Genomic DNA, 25533 nt, shown 5'->3' with positions numbered 1-25533 from the left:
CAATGTCTTTTTTATATTTAATCATTGCCATTGTGGCAGAAGTCATCGCGACTTCTGCCATGAAAGCCTCAGATGGTTTTAGTCAGTTGTCTGCATCGATCATCACCGTGATCGGATATGCGGTTGCCATTTATTTTTTATCACTGACCATGAAAACGATTCCTGTTGGTATTACTTATGCGCTTTGGTCGGGTGCAGGTATTATTTTAGTCTCTTTAGTCGGCTTCTTTTACTACAAACAACACTTAGATTTAGCTGCAATCATCGGTTTGATATTTATGATTATTGGAATTTTAATTATTCATCTTTTTCAAAAAGCACAGAAATATAATCAATAGATATTTATATTTTAATGTGATTGAAGGGATACCCTTGTTATTCAATTTAAACTTAACTTGCTGATTTTTTATCAAATCTACAGTAGTGAAAATTTTAAAATTTGTTTAGTTTCTAATGCGGCTCTAGCATTCAAATCTGTTTAAAGTTTGCGATTAATCTCTATGCTCTAAATAAAACTTTTGCAGCTAAAAAAATAGCCCAAGACATGCTTAGGCTATTTTTCAAATTATTCGACTCTTTTAAAAAACATTATTTCAGCTCTTGTAACAATGTTGGATAAATCAAACCATCGACATTTTGTTCAGTTTTATAAATCCCATTTTCCACGTTGAATTTATTGACGTGATACGACGAGCCATAGATCGAATCAAAGCCATTGCCTTTACTAAAGACTTTTTGATTGGCTTCTAAATCAAGTAAATGGGTACCATTCACCATCGTTTCGTATTGTTTTGGATCAACCCCAGAACGAATTGCCATAATTTTTACAGCATCTGCATGTGTCGCAGGATCATTGATGTATTTCACCGTCTTGTCCCACACTTGAAGGATCTTTTTCCATTCATCTTTATGTGCAGTTAAATGACTCATATTTACGGTCAAGGTGTCATAAATTAAACCGGGTTTATCCTTCGATGTATAAATGATTTTTGATCCTGCAACCGCTTTCAATGCCTGACTGGCTACAGGTTGCCATACTGCAATCGCTGAAACATCGGGGCTGGATAGGACTTGCGGTAATTGATTGGTCGCAGAATTGACCAATTTGATTTCATTGATTGGAATTTTTTGATCTGACATTGCTGTTGCAAGGAGCAAGTGATCGACCAGACCTTTTTCAACACCAACAGATTTACCTTTTAAATCCTGAATACTATTGATCCCATCTTTGGCAATAATCACATCATTGCCCGCAGAATAGTCCGTCGCCATAATCATCATGCCTTGGGTACCACCTGACGCCGTCACCAAGTTATCGCCATTGGTGACAAATACCGCATCTAATTGATTGGCTGAAAAGGCTGAGAGTGATGCTGAATAATCAAACCATTTAAACTCAACATTGAGACCAGCTTCTTTTAACCAGCCTTTTTCAATCGCAACCTGCCATGCCACAAAACCGGGCCAATCACTATAACCGATGGTGATTGCTTTCGCATTTGCTGAAGCTTGAGTAGCTTCTTTCGCTTCTGGAATTTTTGCTGTGTTGTCACAACCAGCGAACAACATCGCAGACAATAGTGATACTGATAATAAAGATTTATGGATCATACAGAAACGCCCCCTGTTTTTTCGCCTTTAAATTGTGTATTGCTTTGATTTAGCGACTGTATATATGCACGCCACCCCCCAAAATGACTGATATCTATAGCGTCATTGATTGCATAGCCCTCGCAGATAAAACCTTTAACCCAACTACCATCTTCAAGTTGTACATTACCGATTCCCAACGGCGCAGGAACCTCTGCAACGATTGCCCCAAAATTTGCCAATGGAATATCCCAAACCTCAACTTCAATAGACGTTCCTGTTGCATCAGATTGCAGACCGGGTTTTGCTGGACTGGTATTTTTTAAAGCAAATAATTTGTAATTTTTAGCGGTATAGGCTTTCTTTAATAAAGTCCCTTGACGTGTAGTGAGCTGAAAATTAAGTGGCATCGCTGTTAAATGTGCGCCCACAACCGCTAACTTGACTGAATTTTTTGAAGTAATCTCAAGCGTTTTTTGATAATGCTGCTGAGATTTCCCCAATGCAAGCGCTGTCAGTGCTTGCCATTTTTGGGCAAAATTTGCCAAAGCTTGATCGTGCCAAGCAGGCGCGATAAAAGTCACTCCACTGGGTAAACCATCTGCGCGAATTGTATTGGGCAATGCTATTGCAGCTAAATCGGCAAAATTGACAAAGTTGGTATAAGCCCCCATGTGTGAGTTCTTTATAATGGGGTCAGCTTCAACATCAGCAATACGATAAATCGTGGGTGAGGTCGGTACCATCAATGCATCATAGCCTTGTAAAGCCAAATTAATTTTTCGAGCCAATACAGCGCGTTTATATTCAGCTTGAAGTGCATCGGTGGCGCTAAAGCTATCTGCTTGGGCAATGATTTCAGCGATAACAGGATGTGCTTGTTCGCGTGTTACCACTTTTTCGACCGCTACTGTTCGTTCAGCAACCCAAGCCTCGTTATAGAGTGCTTTGGCAAGTGCATTAAAATCCGTAAAATCAATACTTTTAACTTCATAGCCGAGTGATTGAATTCTTTCTACCGCGATTGCGAAAGCTTTTTCAGTTTCGCTATCACCATAAAACTCAAGCTGTGCGGGTATGGCAATTTTCCCTTTAGAAAACTGAGTCGGAACATTGGCGGGGTGAGTACGTGAATATTCATCTGTTTCATCATAGCCTTGCATAACACTGGCAACCGTCCAAGCATCGTCACTGCTCAAAGCAAAGATAGAAATTACATCAATTGTTCTACAAGCAGGCATTAAGCCTGTGGTTGAAAACCAGCCTTTGGTCGGTTTAAGACCAACAATATTGTTATGCCCTGCTGGCACGCGACCCGAACCGGCTGTATCGGTCCCTAAGCTAAATGGCACCATACCATTTGCAACCGCAACCGATGAACCAGAGCTTGAACCACCGCTGATATATTCTGGATTAAAACTATTTTTGACCGCGCCATAAGGTGAACGTACCCCAACCAATCCCGTTGCAAACTGGTCAAGGTTGGTTTTTCCAATCACCACAGCACCAGCTTTTTTTAACTTGGCAATCACCACAGCATCTGTGGCTGCTAAATATTCAACGTCTTTACACGCAGCGGTGGTATGGAACCCTGCGACATCAATATTGTCTTTAACAGCAAATGGCACACCGTATAAAGGTAAATCAGCTATATCTTGCTGTTTTAACGCTTCGATTTGTGCCTGAATTTGCGTGGCAGATGCGATTTCAATCCAAGCATGATCGTCATTGTAAATGGTTTTAACATAATCGATTAAACCCTCAATCTTGATTTGCTGACTGGTATATGCCTTTTGCCAGTCTTGGATCGTCCATAAGTCTTGCATCACTCTACTCCCGATTTAATCATTTTGCAGAATTGGTGGCATCACAGCATCCATCAGCTCCAGATGCCCTTTGATCACACCCTTGAGTGCTGTAAATTGTTGGCTTATATGCCGAAGCTCAGAACTTGCCCCTTGCATCAGCATGACTTGTAAGATTTTTTGTTGATCAAGTTGAATATGCAGTGAACTGATCACTTGTGTTAAAAACTGTTGTTGTAAATCAATCAGTTGATTTCGAAGTGGCATTTGTCCTGCATCATAAAGGATGGTCAAAGTGCCGACCATGACTTCATTTGCTTGCGCCTGTTCCGCAATCAGGTGTTTATTGATCATGTCAACAATCGCTTGAGAGCGACTTTCGTAGTGCTGATCAACAATTTTCTGATCGAGTGCATTTAGCGTTGCTTCAGGTACAGTAATGCTGATTCGAGCCAACTTTTGTTTAGCCACAAAATTATCCTTTTAGCTTGTTGACTGAAGTATTTTGTTTGATATACAGGCCTGCGCGTACACTGAATAAATCAACAAAAAATGCTTTAAGCGGATGTGTTTTTTTAACTGTTGTTTTGACCTGATTCATAGCACAACTCCATCTCAGTATTACCAAATTCGGTTTTTGTATTACTGATATAGCAATGCAGAAAATGTGCCAGTTTTTAACCAAGTTTTTGCTGGTTTTAGCGTGTATTTATGGATGATTTTTGGGCAAAAACAAATTAAATGCACAAGCATAGCGCGAAGCGTTATATAGGTTTAACAGTAAAGCCTTTGCTATTTTAATTTTAATCGGCTAAGTCTTTATAACTTATAACACTTGATAGGATTATGGCTGTAAAGCAAATAGAAAAAATTAAATCTATGTTTAAAATAGAAAAGGAGCATCATCACTGATGCTCCTTTATTGATTTTTATCAGGCTACAGGTGCCAAGGTAAACAACACCTGTCCAGTCTTAACCGTCTGGCCTTTTTCAATGGTGATGGCTTCTACCTTCATCCGTTCAGGTGCAACAATCGGAATTTCAATTTTCATCGCTTCAATCACCGCAAGGGTTGCACCTTCTTCAACAATATCTCCAGAAGCACATTCGATTTTCCAAATTGAACCTGGCATATGTGATTCAACTGCACAACCACCTTCGGGAATACTGACCGCTTCACCATCCTCTACAGTATCTAAACTTTCAGATACATATTCTTGTAAACCTGCGGCATGCCAACGACGGCGCTCTGCTTCAAAGTTGGCTTGTTGGGTCTGTTTAAAAGCATGAATACTCTCTTGATTTGCAGCAAGGAAATCATTGTATTCTTTCAGATTAAGCACACCGTCTTCAATACGCAGTTGCAAACGCCCTGCTTTAAAATCTTCGCGCATCTGTAGCAATTCTGCTTCTGAAACCTCATAAAATTTAACCTGATCAAAGAAGCGTAATAACCACGGCTTGCCAGTTTCAAAATTGGCATTTTTACGATAGCGACTCCACATTTGTGTGGTACGTCCCACAAATTGATAGCCCCCAGGACCTTCCATACCATAAACACACATATATGCCCCACCGATACCAACAGCATTTTCCGGTGTCCAAGTTCTTGCAGGGTTATATTTTGTTGTGACCAAACGCTGACGCGGATCAAGTGGTGTGGCGACTGGTGCACCTAAATAGACATCACCCAATCCCATGACTAGATAATTGGCACTATAGACCACATCTTTTACCGCTTGCTTTGATGCTAGGCCATTGATACGACGAATAAACTCGATATTATCAGGGCACCACGGTGCATCAGGACGGACGATTTGTGTATAGCGCTCAGTCGCCAATTGGGTTTGTGAATCTTCCCATGCCAGTGGCAAATACACGGTCCGTGAAGGCACTTGCATATTGTGTATATCAGGCAGTTCCGCTTCCGCGTGTTGAAGTTTTTCCAAGAGCTCAAGTTGATCAATTTGAATTGAATCAAAATGAATTTGTAATGAACGAATCCCCGGGGTGAGATCAATAATTCCGTGGATATTCTGCTCTTTTACCCATTGCATCAAAGCATGAATACGGAAACGTAGATTTAAGTCTAAAACCAGATCACCATATTCAACTAATAAATAGCTATTCCCCGCAGGTCGATAAGTCACACTCGGTAAATCTGCTTGTGCTACCCGTGTAGCTAAAACAGCATTTTCTAATGTGTCATTTTCCGCGTGGAAAATAGGATTAAAATTCACCGCATCTGTGTCAGAAGCAATAAGACTTTGATGATATGTTTGATCCAAGGCTTTTGCTTGCGCATAACTGACAGGAATAAATTTAACTTTATCGCCTGCTTTAAGTTGACCAATTTTCCAAAGTTCAGAATGAATCACCACTGCTGGACAAACAAAACCACCTAAGCTTGGACCATCAGGCCCTAAGATGATCGGCATGTCGCCTGTAAAATCAATCGCACCAATTGCATAAGCATTGTCATGGATATTTGATGGATGTAAACCTGCTTCACCGCCATCTTCACGTGCCCATTCTGGTTTTGGGCCAATTAAACGAATACCGGTACGACTGGAATTATAATGAATCTCAAACTGGTTACTAAAGAATCTATCAATATCGTTTTTGGTAAAGAAATCTGGTGCGCCATGCGGACCATACATCACTGCAATTTCCCAATGACGCGCAAATTTAGGGATTTGATCTGCGGCTAAACTTTTGCTTTGAGCAGATGAATATTCAGTAATCGCAAGCATATCCCCAATTAATAAATTACGCCCTGCATGCCCACCAAACTGCCCCAGAGTAAAGGTTGCTTTTGATCCTAAATATTCGGGAACATGGAAACCACCTTTGATCCCAATATAGCTTCGGCATCCAGTGCTCATTGTTCCACACTTTAACACCTGACCTTTTTTAACATTCACAGTTTGCCACATTGGAACCAGTACGCCATCCAGTTTAGATGGCATGTCGCCGCCAGTAATCACAATCTGACTATCACAATGAAACTTTAAACTTGGCCCTTGTAAAGTACATTCCAATCCAGAAGTATTATATGGATTGCCTAAAAGTTGGTTGGCAACATTTAAACTTAAAGGATCAATTGCACCGGATGGTGGGACACCCACATCCCAATACCCTAAACGACCAGTAATATCCTGAATTGCGGTTTGAATACCGGATTGTAAAACCTCAATTTTTTGGGTTTTCCATACAAAGCTATTTAAGAAGCGTGTGGTTTGTGTCCCTGAATTAAACACCTCACCCGCAATAATATTTTGTAGGTATTCCAGATTGGTTTCAATTCCTGCAATCTGTGTATCTGCCAGACTAGATTGCATGGCTTGAATCGCCGCACCTCGATCTGACGCCGTCACAATGATTTTGGCAAGCATAGGATCATAATATGAAGATACATTTGAACCGGTTTCGACCCATGTTTCGACCCGTGCATTCTGATCAAATTGCACATAGGTCAGTAAGCCTGCGCTGGGTTGAAATTGTTTAATCGGATCTTCCGCATATAAACGAACTTGAATCGAATGTCCTTTTGACGCTAATTTTTCAGTGGGTGCTGTCCAATCGCCACTGGCCAAAGTCACCATCCATTCAACCAGATCTACAGCATAGACTTGTTCCGTCACACCATGCTCAACTTGCAGACGGGTATTCACCTCTAAGAAATAGAACTGCTCGGTTTCAGTATCCATCACAAACTCAACCGTACCTGCTGAACGATAATTCACAGATTGCATGAGTTGAATCGCGACAGTTTGAATATAGTCACGTTGCTCGTCGGTTAAATGCGGTGCGGGTGTTTCTTCTATGACTTTTTGATTACGACGTTGTACAGAACAGTCGCGTTCTCCTAAAGCCAACACCTGCCCTTTTCCATCACCAAAAATTTGCACTTCAATATGTCGAGCATGCTGCACAAATTTTTCTAAGTACAAACCTGCATCTTTAAAGTTGGCTTGGGCCAAATACGAAACGGTTTGATAAGCGTCTTTGAGTTCAGCTTCATCCCAAACCAAACGCATACCGATACCACCACCACCCGCAGTACTTTTTAACATCACAGGATAGCCAATACGTGCTGCTTCGGTGACTGCTTCTGATTCACCAGAAAGCAAAGAACTCCCCGGCAGCAGTGGCACTTGGCTTTTAATCGCCAGTTCACGCGCCGTATGTTTTAGACCAAAATCCAGCATTTGGCTTGAAGTTGGCCCAATAAAGGCAATACCCTGATTTTCACATAGGTCACAAAACTCTGCGTTTTCAGACAAAAAACCATAACCCGGATGGATTGCTTCAGCGCCAGTTTGCTTGGCAATTTGTAGAATTTTTTCAATATTTAAATAACTTTGTTGTGCTGGTGCAGCACCAATACAAAATGCCTCGTCGGCTAAAGTCACATGTAAAGAATCCTGATCAGCTTCTGAATAAACAGCAACGGAAGCGATGCCAAGTTTTTTAAGTGTACGAATCACACGACAAGCGATTGCACCACGATTGGCAATAAGAACTTTTTTAAACATATTTATGCTCCCATACCAGTGTGTATCAGCAATTGAATTTTCGTTGGGTTATAGCCATTACATGGGTTATTTAATTGTGGGCAATTTGAAATCAGTACGATTAAATCCATCTCAGCTTGAATTTCCACATATTTTCCAGCAGCAGAAATACCATCAGCAAAGGTTAAATGGCCGTCCGAGCTGACAGGCACATTCATAAAGAAATTAATATTAGGACCAATGTGCCGAACGTTTAACTGATGTTTTTGTGCAATCGGATGCTTGGCTAATGCATACATAAAATTATTACGGCAACTGTGCATTGGATAAGTGTCATGCGCATAGCGAACCGTATTACTTTCACATGAACAGGCACCGCCTAAGGTGTCATGACGACCGCAGTTATCATCGACAATCACCGCAATTGCACGGCCTAAATTACTGTATAAGGTTGTCCCTTTTTCAAGGTAAACATGCTGATTAATGGCCAGAGTATCTGTTGCGCTATAACGTTCTGCTGGGTTTTCTGCTGAAATAAATAAGGTATCGACGGCTTGATTGCCTTCTAAATCAACAATACGGAAATATTGGCCTTTTTTTACTTCGCCCATCCATGCTTCACCCGCAGGACAAACTTCATTTAACAAGGCTTGATCTAAAATAGGTTTTTCGATTGAAGTTAAAATGCTCATGCTGATTGTCCTTAAATGCGTGTGTTGTGAGATGAACTCAGCGCGTAATAACGCTGGTTATTGTCAAATGCACGTTGATTTTGCGGACATGAATCTCGACAAATATCGTTTTCTGTTAAGGGCAATGCAGTAAAAAGACCCATTTCTATATCAGCGGGAGCATATTGCGCTGAATGATCTAAGCCATGCGGTGCAGCCGATAAGAATACAAAACAATCCATTTCAAAACGCAGTTCAATGATTTGCCCAGTATTGTCTGAGCCAATATAAGACAATGCACCCGCATCATCTGGGGTCACTTTTGAAAATAAATTCACTGTTGCGCTGAGGTCGATTTGCCCAAGTGAATATTTGCTCATTTCAATCAGCAAGCCATCTAGGCCATTTTGAATCATTTGATTTCGGGCATCTTGGAATGTCTTTATTCCAAAAGTAGCTTGGATTTGTTCTGGACGACTTGGACCACACAAAGCGTCATTCCAGCCATGATCATCATGAATAATTGAGGCCATAACCCGCCCCAAATCGGAATACAACACATGACCTTGAGTTAAAAAAGCAGTATGTTGCCCTTTTAAACTATCTGGCATATTAAAACGTTCAAGCCTGTCATGGGCATTCACACAAAATAAAGAGACATTGGCATCGGCAGATAAAGCTTTAAATCGTAGTACGCTTCCTTTGGGAATGCGACCTGACCAGTGATGTCCACCGGGTAACTTTTCAGACCAAATGACCTGTTGATCATGATAATTTGTCGTATGCATAGCCACTCCTGTTCGGATAGTTTATTGACTTCCTCCCGGGCTTTTATCCCTCCGTGTAGTTCTTTCGAACCGCGAACTCTCGGTCCAGACATACTTTTTTAGACAAGTATCGGAACCCTAGATCACTTTTTATAATTTTATTTGATGCAAAGGATGTGCCAATTGAGTATTACGTTTTTAGGCTTTAGTAATACTAATTTTGTGCGATAAGAGTGCATTTCAGAACATAGAAAACAAAAATGAGTTATTAATGAGCTAAAAAATGGCGATGTGCCAAACAAAAATCCGTTCTAAATAAAACGATCTCTAATTGAAAGCCATCTCTAATAAACTCCTTTTCTAAAAGAAACCTGTCATAGAAACAACACGGCGCAAAAATATTTAGGCTCGTCGATAGGTTGGCGTAGGACATGCCAAACCTTGCGCTGCAAACAAAGCCAAGCTTTGTTTTTGCTCATATTCTGCTTAAGAAGATAATTCAGGGATATAGCGAAAACACCCGATAAAAAACACGCGCTCATTCAGGCCAAAACCAGCCTGAGTCAGCGCGTGTTAAAGTGCTTCATGGTACTCAGCAAGTAGGTGCTACACGATGACTCATTAATAATACATTTTAGTAGTACGTTGCTCTTTTTTTCGAGAATTTATCCAATTGCTTGAGAAAGCCATCAAAATAATCTTTTTCTTTTTCTTCTACACGATAACCTGCATATAAGGTTCGACGTAAACCTTCAGGCGCGACACAATCTAAACGACGAGAAACCACCCAGCCCTTTTGCTCATATTCATTGACCACCCAATCAGGCAGTGCTGCGATACCATGACCACTTGCCACAAGTTGAATCAACATTTGGGTTAAGTCTGTGGTGCGAATATGTTTTGGCTGAATATTGGCAGGAATAAATAATCTCGACATAATATCCAGTCGATGCTTATCCACTGGATAGGTCACCAAGGTTTCTTCCGCCAACTCTTGCACCGTAATTTCTTTCATTCGTGCTAAAGGATGCGTGATTGAGAGCACCAATCGCGATTCATATTCAAAAATTGGAAAATACTCTACCCCTTTTAGCGCAATTGGATCTGCTGTAATTAATAAATCAAACTCACCAGTTTGTAATAACTCATGCGGATTGGCTTCAAATCCTGAGGCAAAATCTAAATCTACATCTGGGTATTGTTGACGATACTGGTTTAGCAATGGCATAAGCCAATCAAAACAACTGTGGCATTCGGAAGAGAATACAATTCGTCCCGTTTGCCCATGCACAATACGGGTAATATCAGACTGGGCAATTTGCACTTGTGGCAAAATATCATCAGCAAGTTTCAGTAATCGTTGACCAACATTAGAAAAACTCACTGGACGTGAGCGACGATTCACCACTTCGACACCAAACCATTGATCTAACTCTCGAAGCTGGTGTGATAAAGCAGAAGGTGTTAAACACAAATCTCCTGCTGCTGCAACTAATGAACCATGTTCACGTAAAGCAGTAAGTGTTTTTAGATGTCGAAGTTCTAACATTCCGTCATTACCAAATTAATATGTTAAAGGTGATCTGGCTATAGCATAACGGATTGATGGTGTTTATGTTTAATTATTTTCACTTAAATTTCAAATTTGTTATTTTTATTCATTTTTAAATAATAAGCAAAACATTGAGGATACTTCTACTCATCCATACAATTAAATCACTCCATTTTTGAATGAACGAAATCTGGCGATTTAAAATATCATCCTTAAAAACTTTCAGCATAGACTGAAAACATTTCAGTGAATTCAAACACCACAAGACTTTAAAACTTTTACAATAGAAGATTATTCATTTTTTATATTGTTTAGCATGACTCTGGAACGCCAAAAGCTCACACTCCCCCAAGGCCACGACAAATTGTTGCTGCATTCATGTTGCGCGCCGTGCTCAGGTGAAGTCATGGAAACCTTAATTGAATCAGACATCGACTTTTCAATTTTTTTCTATAATCCAAATATTCATCCAGTCAAAGAATATTTAATTCGCAAAGAAGAAAATATTCGTTTTGCTGAGAAGCATAATATTCCATTTATTGACTGTGACTACGATACAGACAATTGGTTTGAACGTGCCAAAGGTATGGAAAATGAGCCTGAAAAAGGCATCCGCTGTACCATGTGTTTTGATATGCGTTTTGAGAGAACCGCACTCTACGCACACGAACATGGATTTAGTTTAATCAGCAGTTCATTGGGCATATCGCGTTGGAAAGATATGCAACAAATTAACGGCTGTGGAATTCGAGCTGCCGCACATTATCCACAAATTGAATATTGGGATTATAACTGGCGCAAAAGCGGCGGTGCACATCGTATGATCGAAATCAGCAAACGTGAAGAATTTTACCAACAAGAATACTGTGGCTGTGTTTATTCACTGCGAGATACCAATCGCTGGCGTATGAAAAATGGTCGTGACCGGATCAAATTAGGTGAAAAGTTTTATACCAATGTGATGGACGAGGAAAATTAATTTATCCAGACACCTCCCCTTATCACTGCTTCACATACCAGTTTTTCCAAGAGCTGGTTCCACGGACTTCTATTGGTACAGTTGGAATCAGCTGCTTTTTTAATACCTGAATTTGATCGACCTCTTCAGCCAATCGAGCTTTGACAGAGTGTATACACTCTCGATCCCCAAACTCACAACGGTCTAAATGTGTGCCACCGCATGGCCCATTTGCCAGACCTTTGGGGCAAGTTTCAGGGCAAATATATAAGGTTTCAGCCAGCCTACACTGACCACAACTCTCACACCCGACAATAAAATGTTTACTCAAATATTCCGCTTGTAACAGCAGTTTTGCTGCAAGGGCTTTATTCCAAAAACCCGCACTAAAAATATAAGCACCCAGCCCTTTGACCAAACTGGAATTAAACATGGTACTGTGAATGGTATCTAAAAATTGATATTTCACTTTCTGATGCAAATTACTCAGCTTAGACTTTTCTACTACAGCTGGACGTAATTCATTGCCAGTTTTAAGCTGCCATAATTGATCCCATAATTGTTGACATTGTTTAAGATCAAGATGTCGATACTGTTCAATATAACCCGTTAAAATCGCTTGCTCATCGGCTTTATGGCACGCAGAAAGATGCACGCCTGCATAACCAATATGCTGACAAATCAATATTTGTAAAGCACAACGTAAATAAGTATTTTCAGTTTGATCAGAACCATGTTCTTGAGCCAACACTTCAAGCATATGTGGTGTAATCACAATACCTGCAACATTATGTTTCAGCATAAATTTCGCTCGTGCTAAAGTCAGCGGCATCACACAAGCAAGAATTTTTTGTGTATAGTTTTCTTCAATTAAAAACTCATGCGCTTGTTTGAGTGCAACGAGGTCAAAGCCCAACTGGGTAATAATATAATCAGCGCCTGCTTGTAGTTTTTTATGCAGTTTTAAATACTGCGCTTGTTTTTCTGCTTGACTATATTTAAACGGGTTCAAGGCAACGCCAATATGAAAACCACCTTGTTGTTTGGCAGCGATGACCGCATTCACCGATTCCAAATAGCGTGTTCGAGCATGACTACCTTGCCCATCATGATGTTGTTTTAACCTATCGCCAGTCAGTAACAATAAATTTTGCTGTCCGTGTTGTTTGGCTTGCGTTAAAAACAGATTGAAATCATGTATATCTCGACCTTTACCTGCATAGTGCAATACTTTGTCAATTTGTTGCGGATAAGATTGTGCAGCGATTATGGGCGCAATATCATCATCTGAACGTACTCGATCTGACAAAGTCATACATACAGGAAAGCCCGCCAGTTGTGTTGCTACGGGCAATAGCTCTTGCATCGAAGGCAAATATTCCACCAAACAACAAAATTGGTTTTGAGCAAAGTATTGGGAAAGCTGAGACATAAAAAAATTTAGATAAATACAGCAAAATAAATAGGCCTGAATTATAGAATGTTTTAAAACGAATTGCTGTAATCATAAAATGCTTTCAAAATAATCTTGATAAAAATGCTTAGCTCCGTCAAGTAAACATTTTTGTTTACTTGGTCATCATTTTTGTTTACCATGTGCTTATGTTCAATAAAATGAGCTAAGTGTGAAGAGAAGTGATTTCATCAAAGAGTTAAAAGGTTTGGGCGCAACATTTGTAGAAGGTAGTAAACACACCAAGGTTTATTTAAATGAGAAACAAAGCACTATACCTCGCCATACTGAGTTAAAAACAGGACTGGTAAAAGCAATAAGAAAGCAACTAGGAATTTGAGGGTTCGCCCTCAAACCTTTCTTAAGATGAAATTGTTATTCACATTATTTCGGAGATTTAATACATGTTTTATCCAGCTAAACTTAAACCAGATCTAGAAGATGGCGGTTATGTTGTAGAGTTTAGAGATATTCCCGAAGCTATTACCCAAGGTGATACTTTAGATGAAGCCAAAGAGATGGCTCAAGATGCACTTATAACCGCTATGGACTTTTATTTTGAAGATCAAAGGTCTATTCCTTTACCAAGTAAAAACCTTGAAGAAGGTGAAGTATTTATTGAAGTTCCAATAAGTATTACGTCTAAAGTTTTACTTTTAAACTTAATGCTTGAGAAAAAAGTAACTCAAGTAGAACTCGCTAAATTGCTCCATAAACCTAAACAAGAGATTACTCGTATTGTAGATCTACATCACTCAACAAAAATTGATACTGTTGTTGATGCATTAAAAGCCTTAGGCAAACAACCCCAGCTTATAATCTAAAAAAAGAAACCCGCCAACAAATGGCGGGTTTTTTGTACCACAATATGTATGGTTATTCACTTACTATAGTGAACGTGTCAAAAAACTCAGACACATTAATGTAATTCCCTTTAATCAATATCTTCAATTAAATCAATTGTATGGAGAAATAAATTAATTGATTATAAAAAGGCTTGCAATGCCACACTTTATGTTCAAAGTTTAAATCTCTTTGCGTAGGCGACGCCTCACTTTTCAGAGATGAAAAGTGACAAAAATCTTCTGTTTAACAGGGCTCTTGCGCTGCAAACAAAGCAGTGCTTTATTTTTGCTCATATACCCCCGCCCAACGGCGACATCCCTGTCGCCCCACGGTAGGAGCACCATCGATGATTCAAAAGTAAAAAAACGAATTGATAACCAATAGTTTCTAAACGTTCATACAAAATATAAGCTTCATTTATGATTAATGACTTGATGCAAATTAATTGTGTGAATAATGAGGTGGTTTCACTATATCTAATATATTAATAAATAAAAATATTTTAATTTTAACTTTTTTATACTGAAAAAATGGGTATTGTTTCCAATACCCATAAAACTTATGTCTTACTATTCAATTCAAATAGTGAAAACTATATCTAAACTAAGCTGCTGTTAATATTTAAATTTCACATTCAGACGAACCATCATAGGATCTCCCCAATTGACCAATTGTGCATTTGGTGTGGTCCCTGCCAGATACTCTCTATCAAATAAGTTTTTAATTGTTAAACCTGCGCCCCAATTCTTGGCTTCATAACCCGCATTTACATCAAATAAGGCATAACTTGGTAAGTAGACAAAATCTGTATTACGTTGCGCTGTTCGAGAACCTTGATAACGAATCCCTGCGCCAATATTCCAGCCTAATTTATCTGGGCTAAAATAGTACTGGGTGGATAATGAACTGGCATTTTTAGGTACATGATTGGTCCGTTTACCAATATCACTGGCAATCACACTTTCAGTGACTTTCGCTGTTGGGATATAGCTATAGGTTGCTGTTGCATTCCATTGATCAGTTAATGCCGCTGCGATTTCTGCTTCAAAACCTTTGGTGACTTATTCACCTGTTTGGATTGAGAATTTCTGAGAGATATCTGTTTCAGTCACATTTTTACGGGTCAGATCATAATAGGCAATATAACCTTGTAGACGCTGATCCAGTGCTTGTAACTTGACCCCGACTTCGGCCTGTTTACCCTCTTCAGGATTCAGCAATTGACCATTTTCACCAGCATCTGTTACAGGCATAAATGAGGTTGAATAACTGATATATGGTGCAAACATATCATTGATACGGTACATCACCGATCCACTACCCGTAAATGCATTATCAGAGTTTTTGCTGTTGCTATTTTTTAATACATCGTCAATTTCAACCTGAGTCCAATCGTGTCGACCAGACAATCCAATAATCCAGTGATCATCTACTTTAATTGTATTGCGTAGATAGAGACCCGTAAATTGGCTATAGGTCAATTGCTGTGTTGGCGCGCCCAGTTTGGTACTGGTGATTCCATAGACTGGATGGTTAGCATTAAAAGAGTTGATAGTATCGTTTCTACGATAGTAATCACTACGCTCTCGCATCATATCGACACCCACCATCACATCATAGTTGATCTTTCCAAAATCAAAATTACGTTGCAGGTTGCTGTCCAAAGTATAGTTGGTATCTTGCTTATCTTGATTATTTACAGAACGTTTAATGTCTGGTAGAGGACTATTACCTGATGCCAATATCGGATTGCCTTGGGTATCAGTTTTGGTAACCGCAAAGTTTTGTTTAAACACCCAAGCATTATCAAAGTAGTGCGCATAATTTGCACCAAGACGATAAACATCGACATCATAACCATGATCAGGTTCACCAAAGAAGAGGCTTGAAGGGTATTTTTTATAATCGCCTTTGCTATAAGGAATGCCCTGTTGACGGATGTATTCACGGTGTTGATAGCTGGCAATGACGGATAAATCATCTTTATCGCCTAAATCAAAATTGTAAGATGGAGCAATATATTGATTTTTAAAATAAACATGGTCAGTCGGGTCATCTTGATCAGAGATCCGTCCTACTATACGAAAAGCGCCTTTTGCACGATTATCAGGGGCATAATTTAGGTCAAATGTACCTTCTTTTAAACCATAGCTTCCATAACTTAATGTGCCTTTGTAAGCGGTTTCTGCTTGCGGTCGTTTGGTGGTTAAATTGACTAAACCGCCTGGCAGCGCCAAACCAAAACCAACTGAGGTTGGGCCTTTGACCACTTCAATAGACTCTAAGCCAGAAATATCTTCCGCTCTTAAAACATTATCTGATGCTTGGATACGCAACCCATCAATATAAGTTTGTGAACTGGATATTTGTCCGCGAATAATAAAGTCATCCCAGCCTCTTCGTCCATATTGACCAGAGGTCACGCCTGCCACACCTTCTAAAGCTTCTGCTACTGTTTTTGCTTGCTTTTGTTCAATTTGCTGATTGGTGATCGCACTAATCGACTGAGCTGTTTCAAATAAAGGCGCTTTAGATCGCAATACCGCGCTTGCTGTTTTTGCTGCATAGGCTTTTTTATCACTGTCTGCTTGTACGATAATCGTTGGCAATTTATTGCTTACAGCATTTTGCGTTATCTCTGATTCTGACTCAGCATGAGCGGTGGAGAGCATGATGGCAAAAACTGAAAATGCGAGGGAGGATTTATTAAACTGCATTAAACAATGACCTAAAAACTTGAAGCTTAATTATAATCATTTTCATTTATATTTATCACTATTTTTTTACGCTTTCCTTTTGGTGACCTATGTATGAAAGGAATAACCCTTTAAATAAAACATGCTTTTTCTAATAATTCGACTGTATCAATCACATCACTGATAAGTTAGGCTTATTTTTTATAACGATTGGTCAAAAACAATAATGTATTTTATTTGGATGTTTTATTTTGCAGATGACTCATATATTGAGTCGGGCTTAAACCCAAAACGCGATGAAACATGGTGGTGAATGCAGCAGGATTTTTAAAGCCAAAATCATAAGCAATGTGCTGTATCGGCTGGTTTTGAATTAATTTTTCCAGACTTAACAATACACAAGCATGTTGTCGCCATTTTGAAAAAGACATCCCAACTTCACTTTTAAACAGCCGACTAAAATGCCGCTCGCTGATATAAAGTTGTGTCGAAATTTCTTCGGGTGATAAATGAATATTGGGCTGCTTTAAGAACTTTTGGCAAATTTCTAAAATGGCTTTATTTTCCGGCAAAGGTAAATGCAGTTCAATTTTTTCGGAAATAGCCAGCTCAGTTAAAATCAATTCTTGAATCAGCTCATCATGTCTTGAAAGCGGTTCATTTAACGCTGGTGCTTTTAAAAGTAATTGTCGAAGCAAAGGTGAAATTGACAGCACTTCGCAACATTCAATCTGCCTAGGGACATCTTCAGGAAGGATATACAAACTACAGGTTTTAACATTAAAAAAAGTCAGTTGATGCGGGACTTGCGGTGGAATCCAAACCGCCCTTTCAGGAGGAATGATCCAGTTTCCTTGTGGTGTTTCTACATGCATCACACCCTGAGCTGCATAGAGTAATTGTGCTCGTTTATGGCTGTGCATCTTCAACACATAATACTCAGCGTACTGCGTTTCTATCGCAATCATTTTATGTTTTAAATGCTCAACACTATGAATCGAAATTTGTTTCATATCCGTGTCTGATTTGAGTAATTAAATGCGGAATATAACAAATTTTATCGATCGAGAAATCCTTAAACTGGTATTTATTTTCAAAGATCTCTGTGTATGGAACTCTATCTTATTTTATTGGTTGCAGGATTTGTCAGTGGCATACTCACCATATTATTTGGTTTTGCCGGTGGCTTTGTTGTTGTTCCTTTGGTTTATTCGACAATTCGTATGCAATATCCAATTCATTCTACCGCCTATGATTTAGCTTTTAAAAGTGCAGTTGCCACCTCATTATTGTTGATGGTGATCAACTCTGGATTGGCAACTTATCAGCAATATAAACAGCGAAAAATACACAAACAATACATCTTCCCAATCGCATATTGGATTGCTGCTGGTGCAATTTTAGGCACTCTACTCGCCCTAAATATTTCATCACACCTGTTAAAATGGGCTTTTGCAATCTATTTGTGTATTACAATTTTTGATTGTCTGCTTCGTCAATTCAAACAGCCCCACTCAAATCCTCAAGCCGTAAGATTACTCACCAAAACAGAACAAGGTCTAGGCGGAATCTTTATCGGCGGAATTGCATCAGCATTGGGTGTCGGAGGCAGTGTAATGACTGTCCCCCTGTTCCGGCGCTGTGGTTTGGATATGTCTTCAGCCGTTGCCCTTGCCAATCCTTTGAGTATGCCAGTTGCGATTGCAGGTTGTATCACCTTGATCATTGGGCAAATCATTCAACCACAACATTTAGGTATGCATTTTATTGGTTATTTTTACTACCCTGCTTTGATTGCGTTGATTATAGGCGGCTTTTTCGGCATGAAACTGGCAATACAATGGACCGGAAAATTATCTAATCAAATGCATGAGCGAGGTTATATCCTGTTACTCACGCTGGTTTTAATCAGTATTTTATTTCAATAGGAAGACTGTGGCCTACAGACTTGAGGCTTATGTCTTGCGCCCAAGTGTTTTGGAGCTAGTGGACGATTTAAAAGACGCACAGCCAAGAAAAATGATTCAAATGAACAGAGCTTGCGTTGCCTAGAAATGAACAGTTAATCAACCTCTAATACATATAAATTAATCTGCGGTTTTGTTTGTATTGTTTAATCATACATGGTGGTTCTATCGTGTGGCGACATGGATGTCGTCGTTGAGCGGAGGTATATGAGCAAAAATAAAGCACTGCTTTGTTTGCAGCGCAAGAGCCCTCGCTCAACATGAGCAAAAACAAAGCACTGCTTTGTTTGCAGCGCAAGGTTTAGCATCCCCTACGAAAAGTGAGGCATTGCCTACACAAATCTATTTAAACTTTAAATGTAAAGTGAGGCATTGCAAGCTTTATAATCATACAAATCCATTTTTATAGAACGCTGATACTTTTAAATTTGATCTATGGCTTAATCGAGTAACATTTAAAAAAAACGCTAGCTAATTTTAAATATGACTATCCGTGAAGAAGTTTTGAGTTTTGGCACAATTGACATTAGTGTCGTGAGCATCAACCCCATTCGATGCCAACCTTTAAATTGATTAAACAAATAAGTCCGCACATGTTTAAGCTTCGGATGCCATGTTTCAATGTCTTTTTCATCATCCATACCAAACTTAAATGTTGCTTTGGTTTTACTCACAGTGTCGTGTAAAGCAGACTTTGTGCTCATCCAAGCATTAAGCATGTCAAAATGAATTTCAGCACCTGAAAACCGCTCGGCTAAAGCGGTTAACACCTGTTGATTTTGTGCTTGATTGAAGTACATCAATACCCCTTCAATCACAAACATAAAATGACCATTGGGATGCGTTTCTTTTAATTGATCCATCCACGTAGTTGATAACATTGAACTTGCAATAAAGTGTTCATTTTTATGCGCGGGTATCAGTTGCTGACGTTGTTCAATCACTTCAGCAATATCCAATTGATAAAACTCAGCATGTTCAACACTGTTACCGATACGTTGTATACGGCTATCTAAACCACAGCCTACAAATACAATAATCGGCTGATGATTAAGATAATGATGAAGTTGAATAAAGTCTTTAACCTTCTGATCAAAATGTGTTGAACGCAATGCAACACCAACAGACGTGGCCTTCTTGTTTTTATATTTTGAAAAATCATAATCAATTTTTTCCACCAACTCACAGGCTGTTTGATCATTGATTAAGGGATTTTTTTTCTGCGTTTCAACGGATTTGGCATATAAGGTAATCAGTAGCGTGTCTGCAATCTCATCTTGCAAGTTAAGCGATATTTTTTTCATTACGCATTCCTCATGTCATTTAGATTTATTTTTTGCAAATAATGCTTTGGGTGATTTTCCATAAAAACGAGTAAACGCAACTGTAAAATTATTGGGATATTGATAGCCCACCTGCCACGCCACTTGAGCCACATGTAGACCTGACTCAAGGAGGCTGTGGGCTTTTCGCATCCTCAATTGCAATAAATATTCAGTCGGATTGACCCCATACAGCTTGATAAAACAGGTTTTGAATTTATATACATTCATACCGATCACACTGGCGATATACTGCATCGTCAATGCTTGATCTAATTGATTGATCATTAAAGCTTTGGCTTTTTCCAAATTTTGCACATCCTGCATACTCAAGTTTGCAGATGAAACTGCTGATTCATCAGGCGCAATGAACGGCAACTGTTCTGATAACAAACTCAGTGCATGAATATGTTGTTGTAAGCTATGTTGTGGTTGATTGTTGTGCTGTACGAGTGAATGTGCCAATGCGCAAGCATGGACTTTACTGGTCATTGAAACAGGCTGAAAAGCGATTGGGTTGATATGGTTTGGGAGAAATAATGCCTTGAGCTGTTGTGCGCTTAGATATTTACTCAAAAATTCCGAGCTCATAATCAAGCGAAGCTGAGTAACCGTCTGTTGTTTTTGATAGTGACGTATTCCTTCAATGGATGGAAAAGTGTTGATACTGATATGGTCCGCTTTAAAACTGAGCTGCTCTGCATTCTTACTCTGATATTTTGAGCACCCTTGTAATCCAACAGTCAATACCATCACGGGGTTTGGGTGTGTTGCTTGGGTTTCTTCTTCTAATGCATATTGAGGACAATAGTGTAATTGGTTAATCAACAATCCATCTTCAATCTGTAGAGTATCTGCATAGCAATAACCAAAATCTTCAGGCAAGCCAATACATTGTTGCCGTGAAGAGATCTCTTGAACCGAACGCGCTACATCAACCCGCACACGATGATGTAATTGTGCCATCACTCAATACTCCATCTAGCTGAAAACTTCATTCCGCATAGTATTTTCTATAATCCGCATATAAGAAATAATAATCATTCTCATTTATTCAGTCATCATATCGTATCTTTGGATCGAATGTCTAGACTGAATGTTCTCGGCATTGCCTATGTAATTTTAAAAGGTGCTTTTAATGAATCTTTCTCTAAACCAAGCCGTACAAATACTGACTCAACCTCATCCTTTACATTTCATTTGGCAAATTTACCTGTCACAAATACAGGCGCAAGCCTTAGATTTTTCAATTGAAAAAAAACTCTTTGCATCATTATTTCAATTTGAAGATGCCACAGTCCTAGCAAAGAAACATGCTTTGCATCCGCAAAATACCGATTATCTATTACAGCTCTTGGCCAGTTTACAACTGTTAGACACCCAGTTTGACCCAACCAGACAAGCTATGCTTTATCGTATTAAACCAGCACTTAAAGACTACTTTGATCCGATATCAGATCAGTATTGTGCTGATGCGTTGTTATATCGCCAACAAGTGATTCAGTCTGTTGCTGGTCAACTTTCTGTGTCTTTTTCTCGTGATTTCCAAGCCCAATCTCGATCACCAGAAACGATCGGATCTGCATGGGCACAAGCGGCTCAAATACAAATTGCCCAAGAACAAAACGCTGTTACAGTTCACATTGCAGATGTGCTTTCTGACGTAGTCCGTGAATTTAAAACAGCAAGGCATTTTCTTGATGTCGGTGCTGGCGCTGGACGGGTTGCGATGCATTTGGCTGAAAAGTTTACTCAACTTGAATGTACCCTTTTAGAACTTCCGCATGTCATCGAGGCAATTCGTCAGAGGTGGTCCCACATGTTTGAACAACTAAAAGCTTATTTATAAGTGATACTCTGCTCTAGTTAAGCTACCTTATTTTGTTGTGGTAGCTGGTCATAGTAAAACTCATCTGGAGTCATTTTGTCCAGACTCGAATGAGGTCGTTTCAAATTATAAAATTCAAAATATGCGTTTAATTGCTTCTTCGCATCCAAAACATTGCTGTAGGCTTTGAGATACACCTCTTCATATTTAACGCTCCGCCATAATCGTTCAACCATCACATTATCAACCCATCGACCTTTACCATCCATGCTGATTTGGATGTCATTTGATTTCAATACATCAATAAATGCATCACTGGTAAACTGACTGCCTTGGTCTGTATTAAATATTTCAGGTCGACCATATTTTTCAATAGCTTCATTTAATGTTTCTATGCAAAATGTAACCTCCATACTAATCGATACTCTATGCGCAAGTACCTTGCGGCTATGCCAATCAATCACAGCACATAAATAAACAAAGCCTTTTGCCATAGGGATATACGTTATATCCGTAGACCACACTTGATTACTGCGCTGAATAGCCAATCCTTTGAGCAGATATGGATATTTGCGGTGAGCTTGATTAGCCTGGCTTAAATTTGGTTTGCAATATAACGCATTAATGCCCATTTTCTTCATTAAAGTACGTGTATGACGTCGTCCTATATGATGTCCTTGACGATTCAACAAATCACGCATCATACGGCTACCTGCAAAAGGGTATTGCATATGTAACTCATCCATACACCGCATCAGCTTCAGATCTGATGCACTCACAGGTTTTGGGCGATAGTAATAACAACCACGGGAGACTTTCAGCAGCTGAGCTTGCTTAGATACTGAAATCTGAAGTGAGTCATCGATTAACTTTTGTGGTTGAAGCGGCCCAGTTTCTTCAACACACCTTCTAAAAAATCAATTTCTAATGCCTGCTCACCGATTTTTGCATGTAGTTTTTTTAGATCGATGGGTGGTTCTGTTGGAGCTTTTGATTGATCGAAAGCTTGCGAGGAAGCTGAAATCAGTTGATTTTTCCAGTCGATAATTTGGTTTTGATGAACATCAAATTCAGCACTCAATTCAGCAAGTGTTTTTTCTGCTTTAATCGCAGCAAGTGCTACCTTAGCTTTAAAATCATTTGAATGATTTCTTCTTGGTCTACGTGCCATAAAATACTCCATATATTGATGTTTATAACATCATTTGGGGAGCAAAATATCACTTATAAGTGTTGTTCAAATTTCCTGATCCACCTCTGTTCTTCTGTACTACATTTTGTCGATGATTATGCTTTAATTTTACAAAGACTGCTTACAGCTCTATCACCCAATGGCGTATTGATTTGTTGTCATGCAGAAATTGACCCATCTCAATATGATGCAGGTATTCAAAGCTATTATCTCAATATGCGTATGCAAGGCAATTACGTTCCACAAAAGGACGACATTTATCGCAGCTTAAAACAACTGGGTTGTCAGCACATTGAAACGATCGAGAATGTGCGATTTCCTGTTGCCCCAGTTGATGTGCTGATTGCACGGAAATAGGTTATGAAAAAGCAGGAATATTTATGGCAATTTGCCTTTTTGGCTGGATAATTTTTTACTGGTAGCCCTATACAGTAATTTAATTTTAGGCAAGGTTCACTGTTGTTCTAACTTTATCCTTGCCTTTCACTCTTAAGTTATCAATGATTTCTAAATGATGTGAAATCATATCAGTCATGGGGTTGATATCATTCAATAAAGTATACCTGTATGCTTGAAAAGATGACGAAAATTATTTGCTGTGAGAAAGGTAAATCTACAGTTACTTAAATAAACTTTGCTACATTTGTCTAAGATACAGCCTTCTGATTATACGGACTCACCATATGGTCAATTTTTCGTTTTAAAACAAACCATGCTTTTTTATAAGCATTTTTATGCCGAACACAGGTCTATTATTTATTAAAGAGGATTTCATTTTTATTTAAATGAAATTTCTCCAATGTCCCACCAAGAAATTCAACAACCGAACAAGCACTAGCTGACGCAGTTACAATTTTAAAAGGTTTAACGTTATAGTGGATATCTATTAAATACCCAAATGCATCAATAAATACTATATCAATATTATAACGCATACCGATTGTATGGACTGAGCGACATGGTGTAATCAGCAAACATTGTTGATGGTTTAATTTTTTCCGAAATAAGAGCCCACTAGCTCTAGCAACAAAACTTCTAGCGACTATAATTTCAAATTTCTCATTACTCTGACTTAAATACATATCAACCAAACGCATCCTTCATCATGATATACAGTGGGAATCCGATCACGATAAATGTACAAGGAAAAATAAAAGCAACCAATGGGAAAAGCATTTTTACAGGAGCTTCTAACGCTAACTTCTCAGCGCGTAGAAAACGCTCAACACGTCGTTGCTCTGCCTGTCCACGTAGGATTGGTCCAAGGTTCATCCCCATATTTTCAGCCTGAATAATGGCTGATACCAAGTTTTGTACAGAGGGCTGATCGATGCGTTGTGTCATATTTCGTAAAGCATCATTCTTTGGAATACCCTTTCGTATATCCGCAAGCACTCTCGAAAACTCATTACGTGTCGGGCTCGTTACTGCTTTGGTAACAGATTGATCCAGCGCATTGACTAGGGTAAGTCCTGCTTCCACACATAAAACAATAATATCTAAAAAAAATGGTATTTCTTTTAGAATAATATTTTCTCTTTTTTTCTTTTGACTCTTCAACCAAAGTACGGGGTACACCAATCCATAAAGTCCAAATGCGATACTATATATCAGCTCAACACCAGACAAATACAACATGATTAAGGCAAGTAGTGAAAATACTGAAGCAAAAACAACCTGTGATGCAATAATCTCACTTGGTTTAAATACATAATCATACCCAGCATAGATAATTTTTTTTCTCAGACTATCTTTTATTTTTTTTGATATAAATGGCTTAATATAAAATGAGATGGCTTTTATTAATCCCCAGAGAACATAAAAAAGAAATGGTGGCTTATCCAAATACTCTCTATTTTCATCGGGAACAGCATAGACAAAACTAAAAATCTGCCAACATAGGAAAGAAATAACGCCACCTAGACCAATAAAACAAGCATATAAGATTAGATCATTCATGTTATACATCGATATCTACAATTTTTCTAATAAAGACCATTCCAAGCACATCAAATATCAGAATTCCTGTTAAAGCAATCCATCCAGCGGGTGTAGACCATAATTTATGCATCGCTTCAGGCTCCATCTGACACAAGACAAAGATCAAAGCAATGGGCATTAAGCCAACCACCCAAGCCTGCATTTTACCTTGTGATGTAAGCGCCTTAATCTTACCTTCCGATTGATTAATTTGGCGCAGAGTTTCTGCAGCTTTAGTCAAAGTTTCAGCTAACTCACCGCCTGTTTCGAGTGCGATACGTATACTTGTCGTCATTAATATAACTGCATTGATTGGCATGCGTTTTTGAAAATTTAAGAGTGCATCACTCAACGGTAATCCAACTTTCTGCTCTTTAATAATGAAAGAG

General features: G+C 39.0%; 23 protein-coding genes, 1 pseudogene and 1 riboswitch. Of the genes and pseudogenes, 7 read left to right on the top strand and 17 right to left on the bottom strand.

The window, feature by feature from the left end:
• Positions 1-2: 2 nt before the first annotated feature.
• The gene (locus L3V46_RS07165; RefSeq protein WP_239045311.1) at positions 3-338 is read left to right on the top strand and encodes a multidrug efflux SMR transporter; all 336 of its coding nucleotides are present in this window, start codon (positions 3-5) and stop codon (positions 336-338) included.
• Between the two features lie 250 nt (positions 339-588).
• Here the strand turns inward: L3V46_RS07165 and L3V46_RS07160 are convergent, their stop codons facing one another.
• The 8 genes from L3V46_RS07160 to L3V46_RS07130 all read right to left on the bottom strand — a co-directional run bounded on the left by L3V46_RS07160 (position 589) and on the right by L3V46_RS07130 (position 10899).
• Complete coding sequence (locus L3V46_RS07160; RefSeq protein ID WP_004822748.1) at positions 589-1611, bottom strand: ABC transporter substrate-binding protein; 1023 nt, start codon at positions 1609-1611, stop codon at positions 589-591.
• Entirely contained in the window at positions 1608-3419 is a 1812-nt protein-coding gene (gene atzF, locus L3V46_RS07155; protein ID WP_035371026.1) for an allophanate hydrolase, read from the bottom strand. Before atzF ends, L3V46_RS07160 begins: the two co-directional genes overlap by 4 nt.
• A 12-nt stretch (positions 3420-3431) precedes the next feature.
• Entirely contained in the window at positions 3432-3866 is a 435-nt protein-coding gene (locus L3V46_RS07150) for a hypothetical protein (RefSeq protein ID WP_004822751.1), read from the bottom strand.
• Between the two features lie 4 nt (positions 3867-3870).
• Positions 3871-3996: a hypothetical protein gene (locus L3V46_RS22830; protein WP_004822754.1), complete on the bottom strand. Its 126-nt coding sequence runs from the start codon at positions 3994-3996 to the stop codon at positions 3871-3873.
• A gap of 331 nt (positions 3997-4327) precedes the next feature.
• Positions 4328-7933, bottom strand: a complete 3606-nt coding sequence (uca, locus tag L3V46_RS07145) for an urea carboxylase (RefSeq protein ID WP_239045310.1) — start codon at positions 7931-7933, stop codon at positions 4328-4330.
• 2 nt (positions 7934-7935) lie between these two features.
• A complete protein-coding gene (locus L3V46_RS07140) occupies positions 7936-8604 on the bottom strand; it encodes an urea amidolyase associated protein UAAP2 (RefSeq protein WP_239045309.1) in 669 nt (222 codons plus the stop codon).
• A gap of 11 nt (positions 8605-8615) precedes the next feature.
• Positions 8616-9371: an urea amidolyase associated protein UAAP1 gene (locus L3V46_RS07135; RefSeq protein WP_034611830.1), complete on the bottom strand. Its 756-nt coding sequence runs from the start codon at positions 9369-9371 to the stop codon at positions 8616-8618.
• A gap of 30 nt (positions 9372-9401) precedes the next feature.
• Positions 9402-9503: riboswitch (guanidine-I (ykkC/yxkD leader) on the bottom strand.
• Positions 9504-9984: 481 nt separating this feature from the next.
• Complete coding sequence (locus L3V46_RS07130) at positions 9985-10899, bottom strand: LysR family transcriptional regulator (RefSeq protein WP_004724679.1); 915 nt, start codon at positions 10897-10899, stop codon at positions 9985-9987.
• A gap of 319 nt (positions 10900-11218) precedes the next feature.
• On the opposite strand from L3V46_RS07130, the gene L3V46_RS07125 reads away from it, so the two are divergent.
• On the top strand, positions 11219-11881 hold the full coding sequence (locus tag L3V46_RS07125) for an epoxyqueuosine reductase QueH (protein WP_239045308.1): 663 nt from the start codon (positions 11219-11221) through the stop codon (positions 11879-11881).
• 22 nt (positions 11882-11903) lie between these two features.
• On the opposite strand, the gene L3V46_RS07120 is transcribed toward L3V46_RS07125, so the two are convergent.
• The gene (locus tag L3V46_RS07120) at positions 11904-13292 is read right to left on the bottom strand and encodes a methylenetetrahydrofolate reductase C-terminal domain-containing protein (protein ID WP_239045307.1); all 1389 of its coding nucleotides are present in this window, start codon (positions 13290-13292) and stop codon (positions 11904-11906) included.
• 193 nt (positions 13293-13485) lie between these two features.
• Between L3V46_RS07120 and L3V46_RS07115 the strand changes: the two genes are divergently transcribed.
• A complete protein-coding gene (locus tag L3V46_RS07115) occupies positions 13486-13653 on the top strand; it encodes a type II toxin-antitoxin system HicA family toxin (protein ID WP_016539635.1) in 168 nt (55 codons plus the stop codon).
• 64 nt (positions 13654-13717) lie between these two features.
• Positions 13718-14137 carry a type II toxin-antitoxin system HicB family antitoxin gene (locus tag L3V46_RS07110; protein ID WP_096734630.1) on the top strand — a complete coding sequence of 140 codons (420 nt, stop codon included), beginning with the start codon at positions 13718-13720 and terminating at the stop codon, positions 14135-14137.
• 636 nt (positions 14138-14773) lie between these two features.
• Here L3V46_RS07110 and L3V46_RS07105 read toward each other — a convergent pair.
• Positions 14774-16876: pseudogene (locus tag L3V46_RS07105) on the bottom strand (TonB-dependent siderophore receptor).
• Positions 16877-17088: 212 nt separating this feature from the next.
• Entirely contained in the window at positions 17089-17868 is a 780-nt protein-coding gene (locus L3V46_RS07100) for a helix-turn-helix transcriptional regulator (RefSeq protein WP_239045306.1), read from the bottom strand.
• A gap of 96 nt (positions 17869-17964) precedes the next feature.
• Here L3V46_RS07100 and L3V46_RS07095 point away from each other — a divergent pair, with 96 nt between their 5' ends.
• Complete coding sequence (locus tag L3V46_RS07095) at positions 17965-18783, top strand: sulfite exporter TauE/SafE family protein (protein WP_239045305.1); 819 nt, start codon at positions 17965-17967, stop codon at positions 18781-18783.
• Between the two features lie 506 nt (positions 18784-19289).
• Here L3V46_RS07095 and L3V46_RS07090 read toward each other — a convergent pair.
• Together L3V46_RS07090 and L3V46_RS07085 are read right to left on the bottom strand one after the other, a co-directional pair.
• Complete coding sequence (locus tag L3V46_RS07090) at positions 19290-20126, bottom strand: class I SAM-dependent methyltransferase (protein ID WP_239045304.1); 837 nt, start codon at positions 20124-20126, stop codon at positions 19290-19292.
• Between the two features lie 15 nt (positions 20127-20141).
• Positions 20142-21110, bottom strand: coding sequence for an AraC family transcriptional regulator (locus tag L3V46_RS07085; protein ID WP_239045303.1), 969 nt, complete (start codon positions 21108-21110; stop codon positions 20142-20144).
• Positions 21111-21282: 172 nt separating this feature from the next.
• On the opposite strand from L3V46_RS07085, the gene L3V46_RS07080 reads away from it, so the two are divergent.
• Positions 21283-21993, top strand: coding sequence for a methyltransferase (locus L3V46_RS07080; RefSeq protein ID WP_239045302.1), 711 nt, complete (start codon positions 21283-21285; stop codon positions 21991-21993).
• Between the two features lie 17 nt (positions 21994-22010).
• Here L3V46_RS07080 and L3V46_RS07075 read toward each other — a convergent pair.
• Positions 22011-23143, bottom strand: a protein-coding gene (locus L3V46_RS07075; protein ID WP_225367773.1) for an IS3 family transposase whose coding sequence is annotated in 2 segments (ribosomal slippage) — positions 22011-22891 and positions 22891-23143 — 1134 coding nt in all. Because the reading frame shifts where the segments join, the coding sequence is not laid out codon by codon here.
• An 18-nt stretch (positions 23144-23161) separates the two neighbouring features.
• On the opposite strand from L3V46_RS07075, the gene L3V46_RS07070 reads away from it, so the two are divergent.
• Entirely contained in the window at positions 23162-23521 is a 360-nt protein-coding gene (locus L3V46_RS07070; RefSeq protein ID WP_239045301.1) for a class I SAM-dependent methyltransferase, read from the top strand.
• 395 nt (positions 23522-23916) lie between these two features.
• On the opposite strand, the gene L3V46_RS07065 is transcribed toward L3V46_RS07070, so the two are convergent.
• From L3V46_RS07065 to L3V46_RS07055, 3 genes are read right to left on the bottom strand one after another with little or no spacing between them, the layout of a single operon-like run.
• Complete coding sequence (locus tag L3V46_RS07065) at positions 23917-24261, bottom strand: DUF192 domain-containing protein (RefSeq protein ID WP_239045300.1); 345 nt, start codon at positions 24259-24261, stop codon at positions 23917-23919.
• Positions 24248-25123: a type II secretion system F family protein gene (locus tag L3V46_RS07060; protein ID WP_239045299.1), complete on the bottom strand. Its 876-nt coding sequence runs from the start codon at positions 25121-25123 to the stop codon at positions 24248-24250. The genes L3V46_RS07065 and L3V46_RS07060 overlap by 14 nt, the downstream gene beginning before the upstream one ends.
• 1 nt (position 25124) lies before the next feature.
• Complete coding sequence (locus L3V46_RS07055) at positions 25125-25523, bottom strand: type II secretion system F family protein (protein ID WP_343212683.1); 399 nt, start codon at positions 25521-25523, stop codon at positions 25125-25127.
• Positions 25524-25533: the final 10 nt, after the last annotated feature.

The organism is Acinetobacter sp. AG3 (genome assembly GCF_022343575.1).
GTDB lineage: Bacteria > Pseudomonadota > Gammaproteobacteria > Pseudomonadales > Moraxellaceae > Acinetobacter > Acinetobacter guillouiae.
This window is presented reverse-complemented; position numbering and strand designations above follow the sequence as displayed.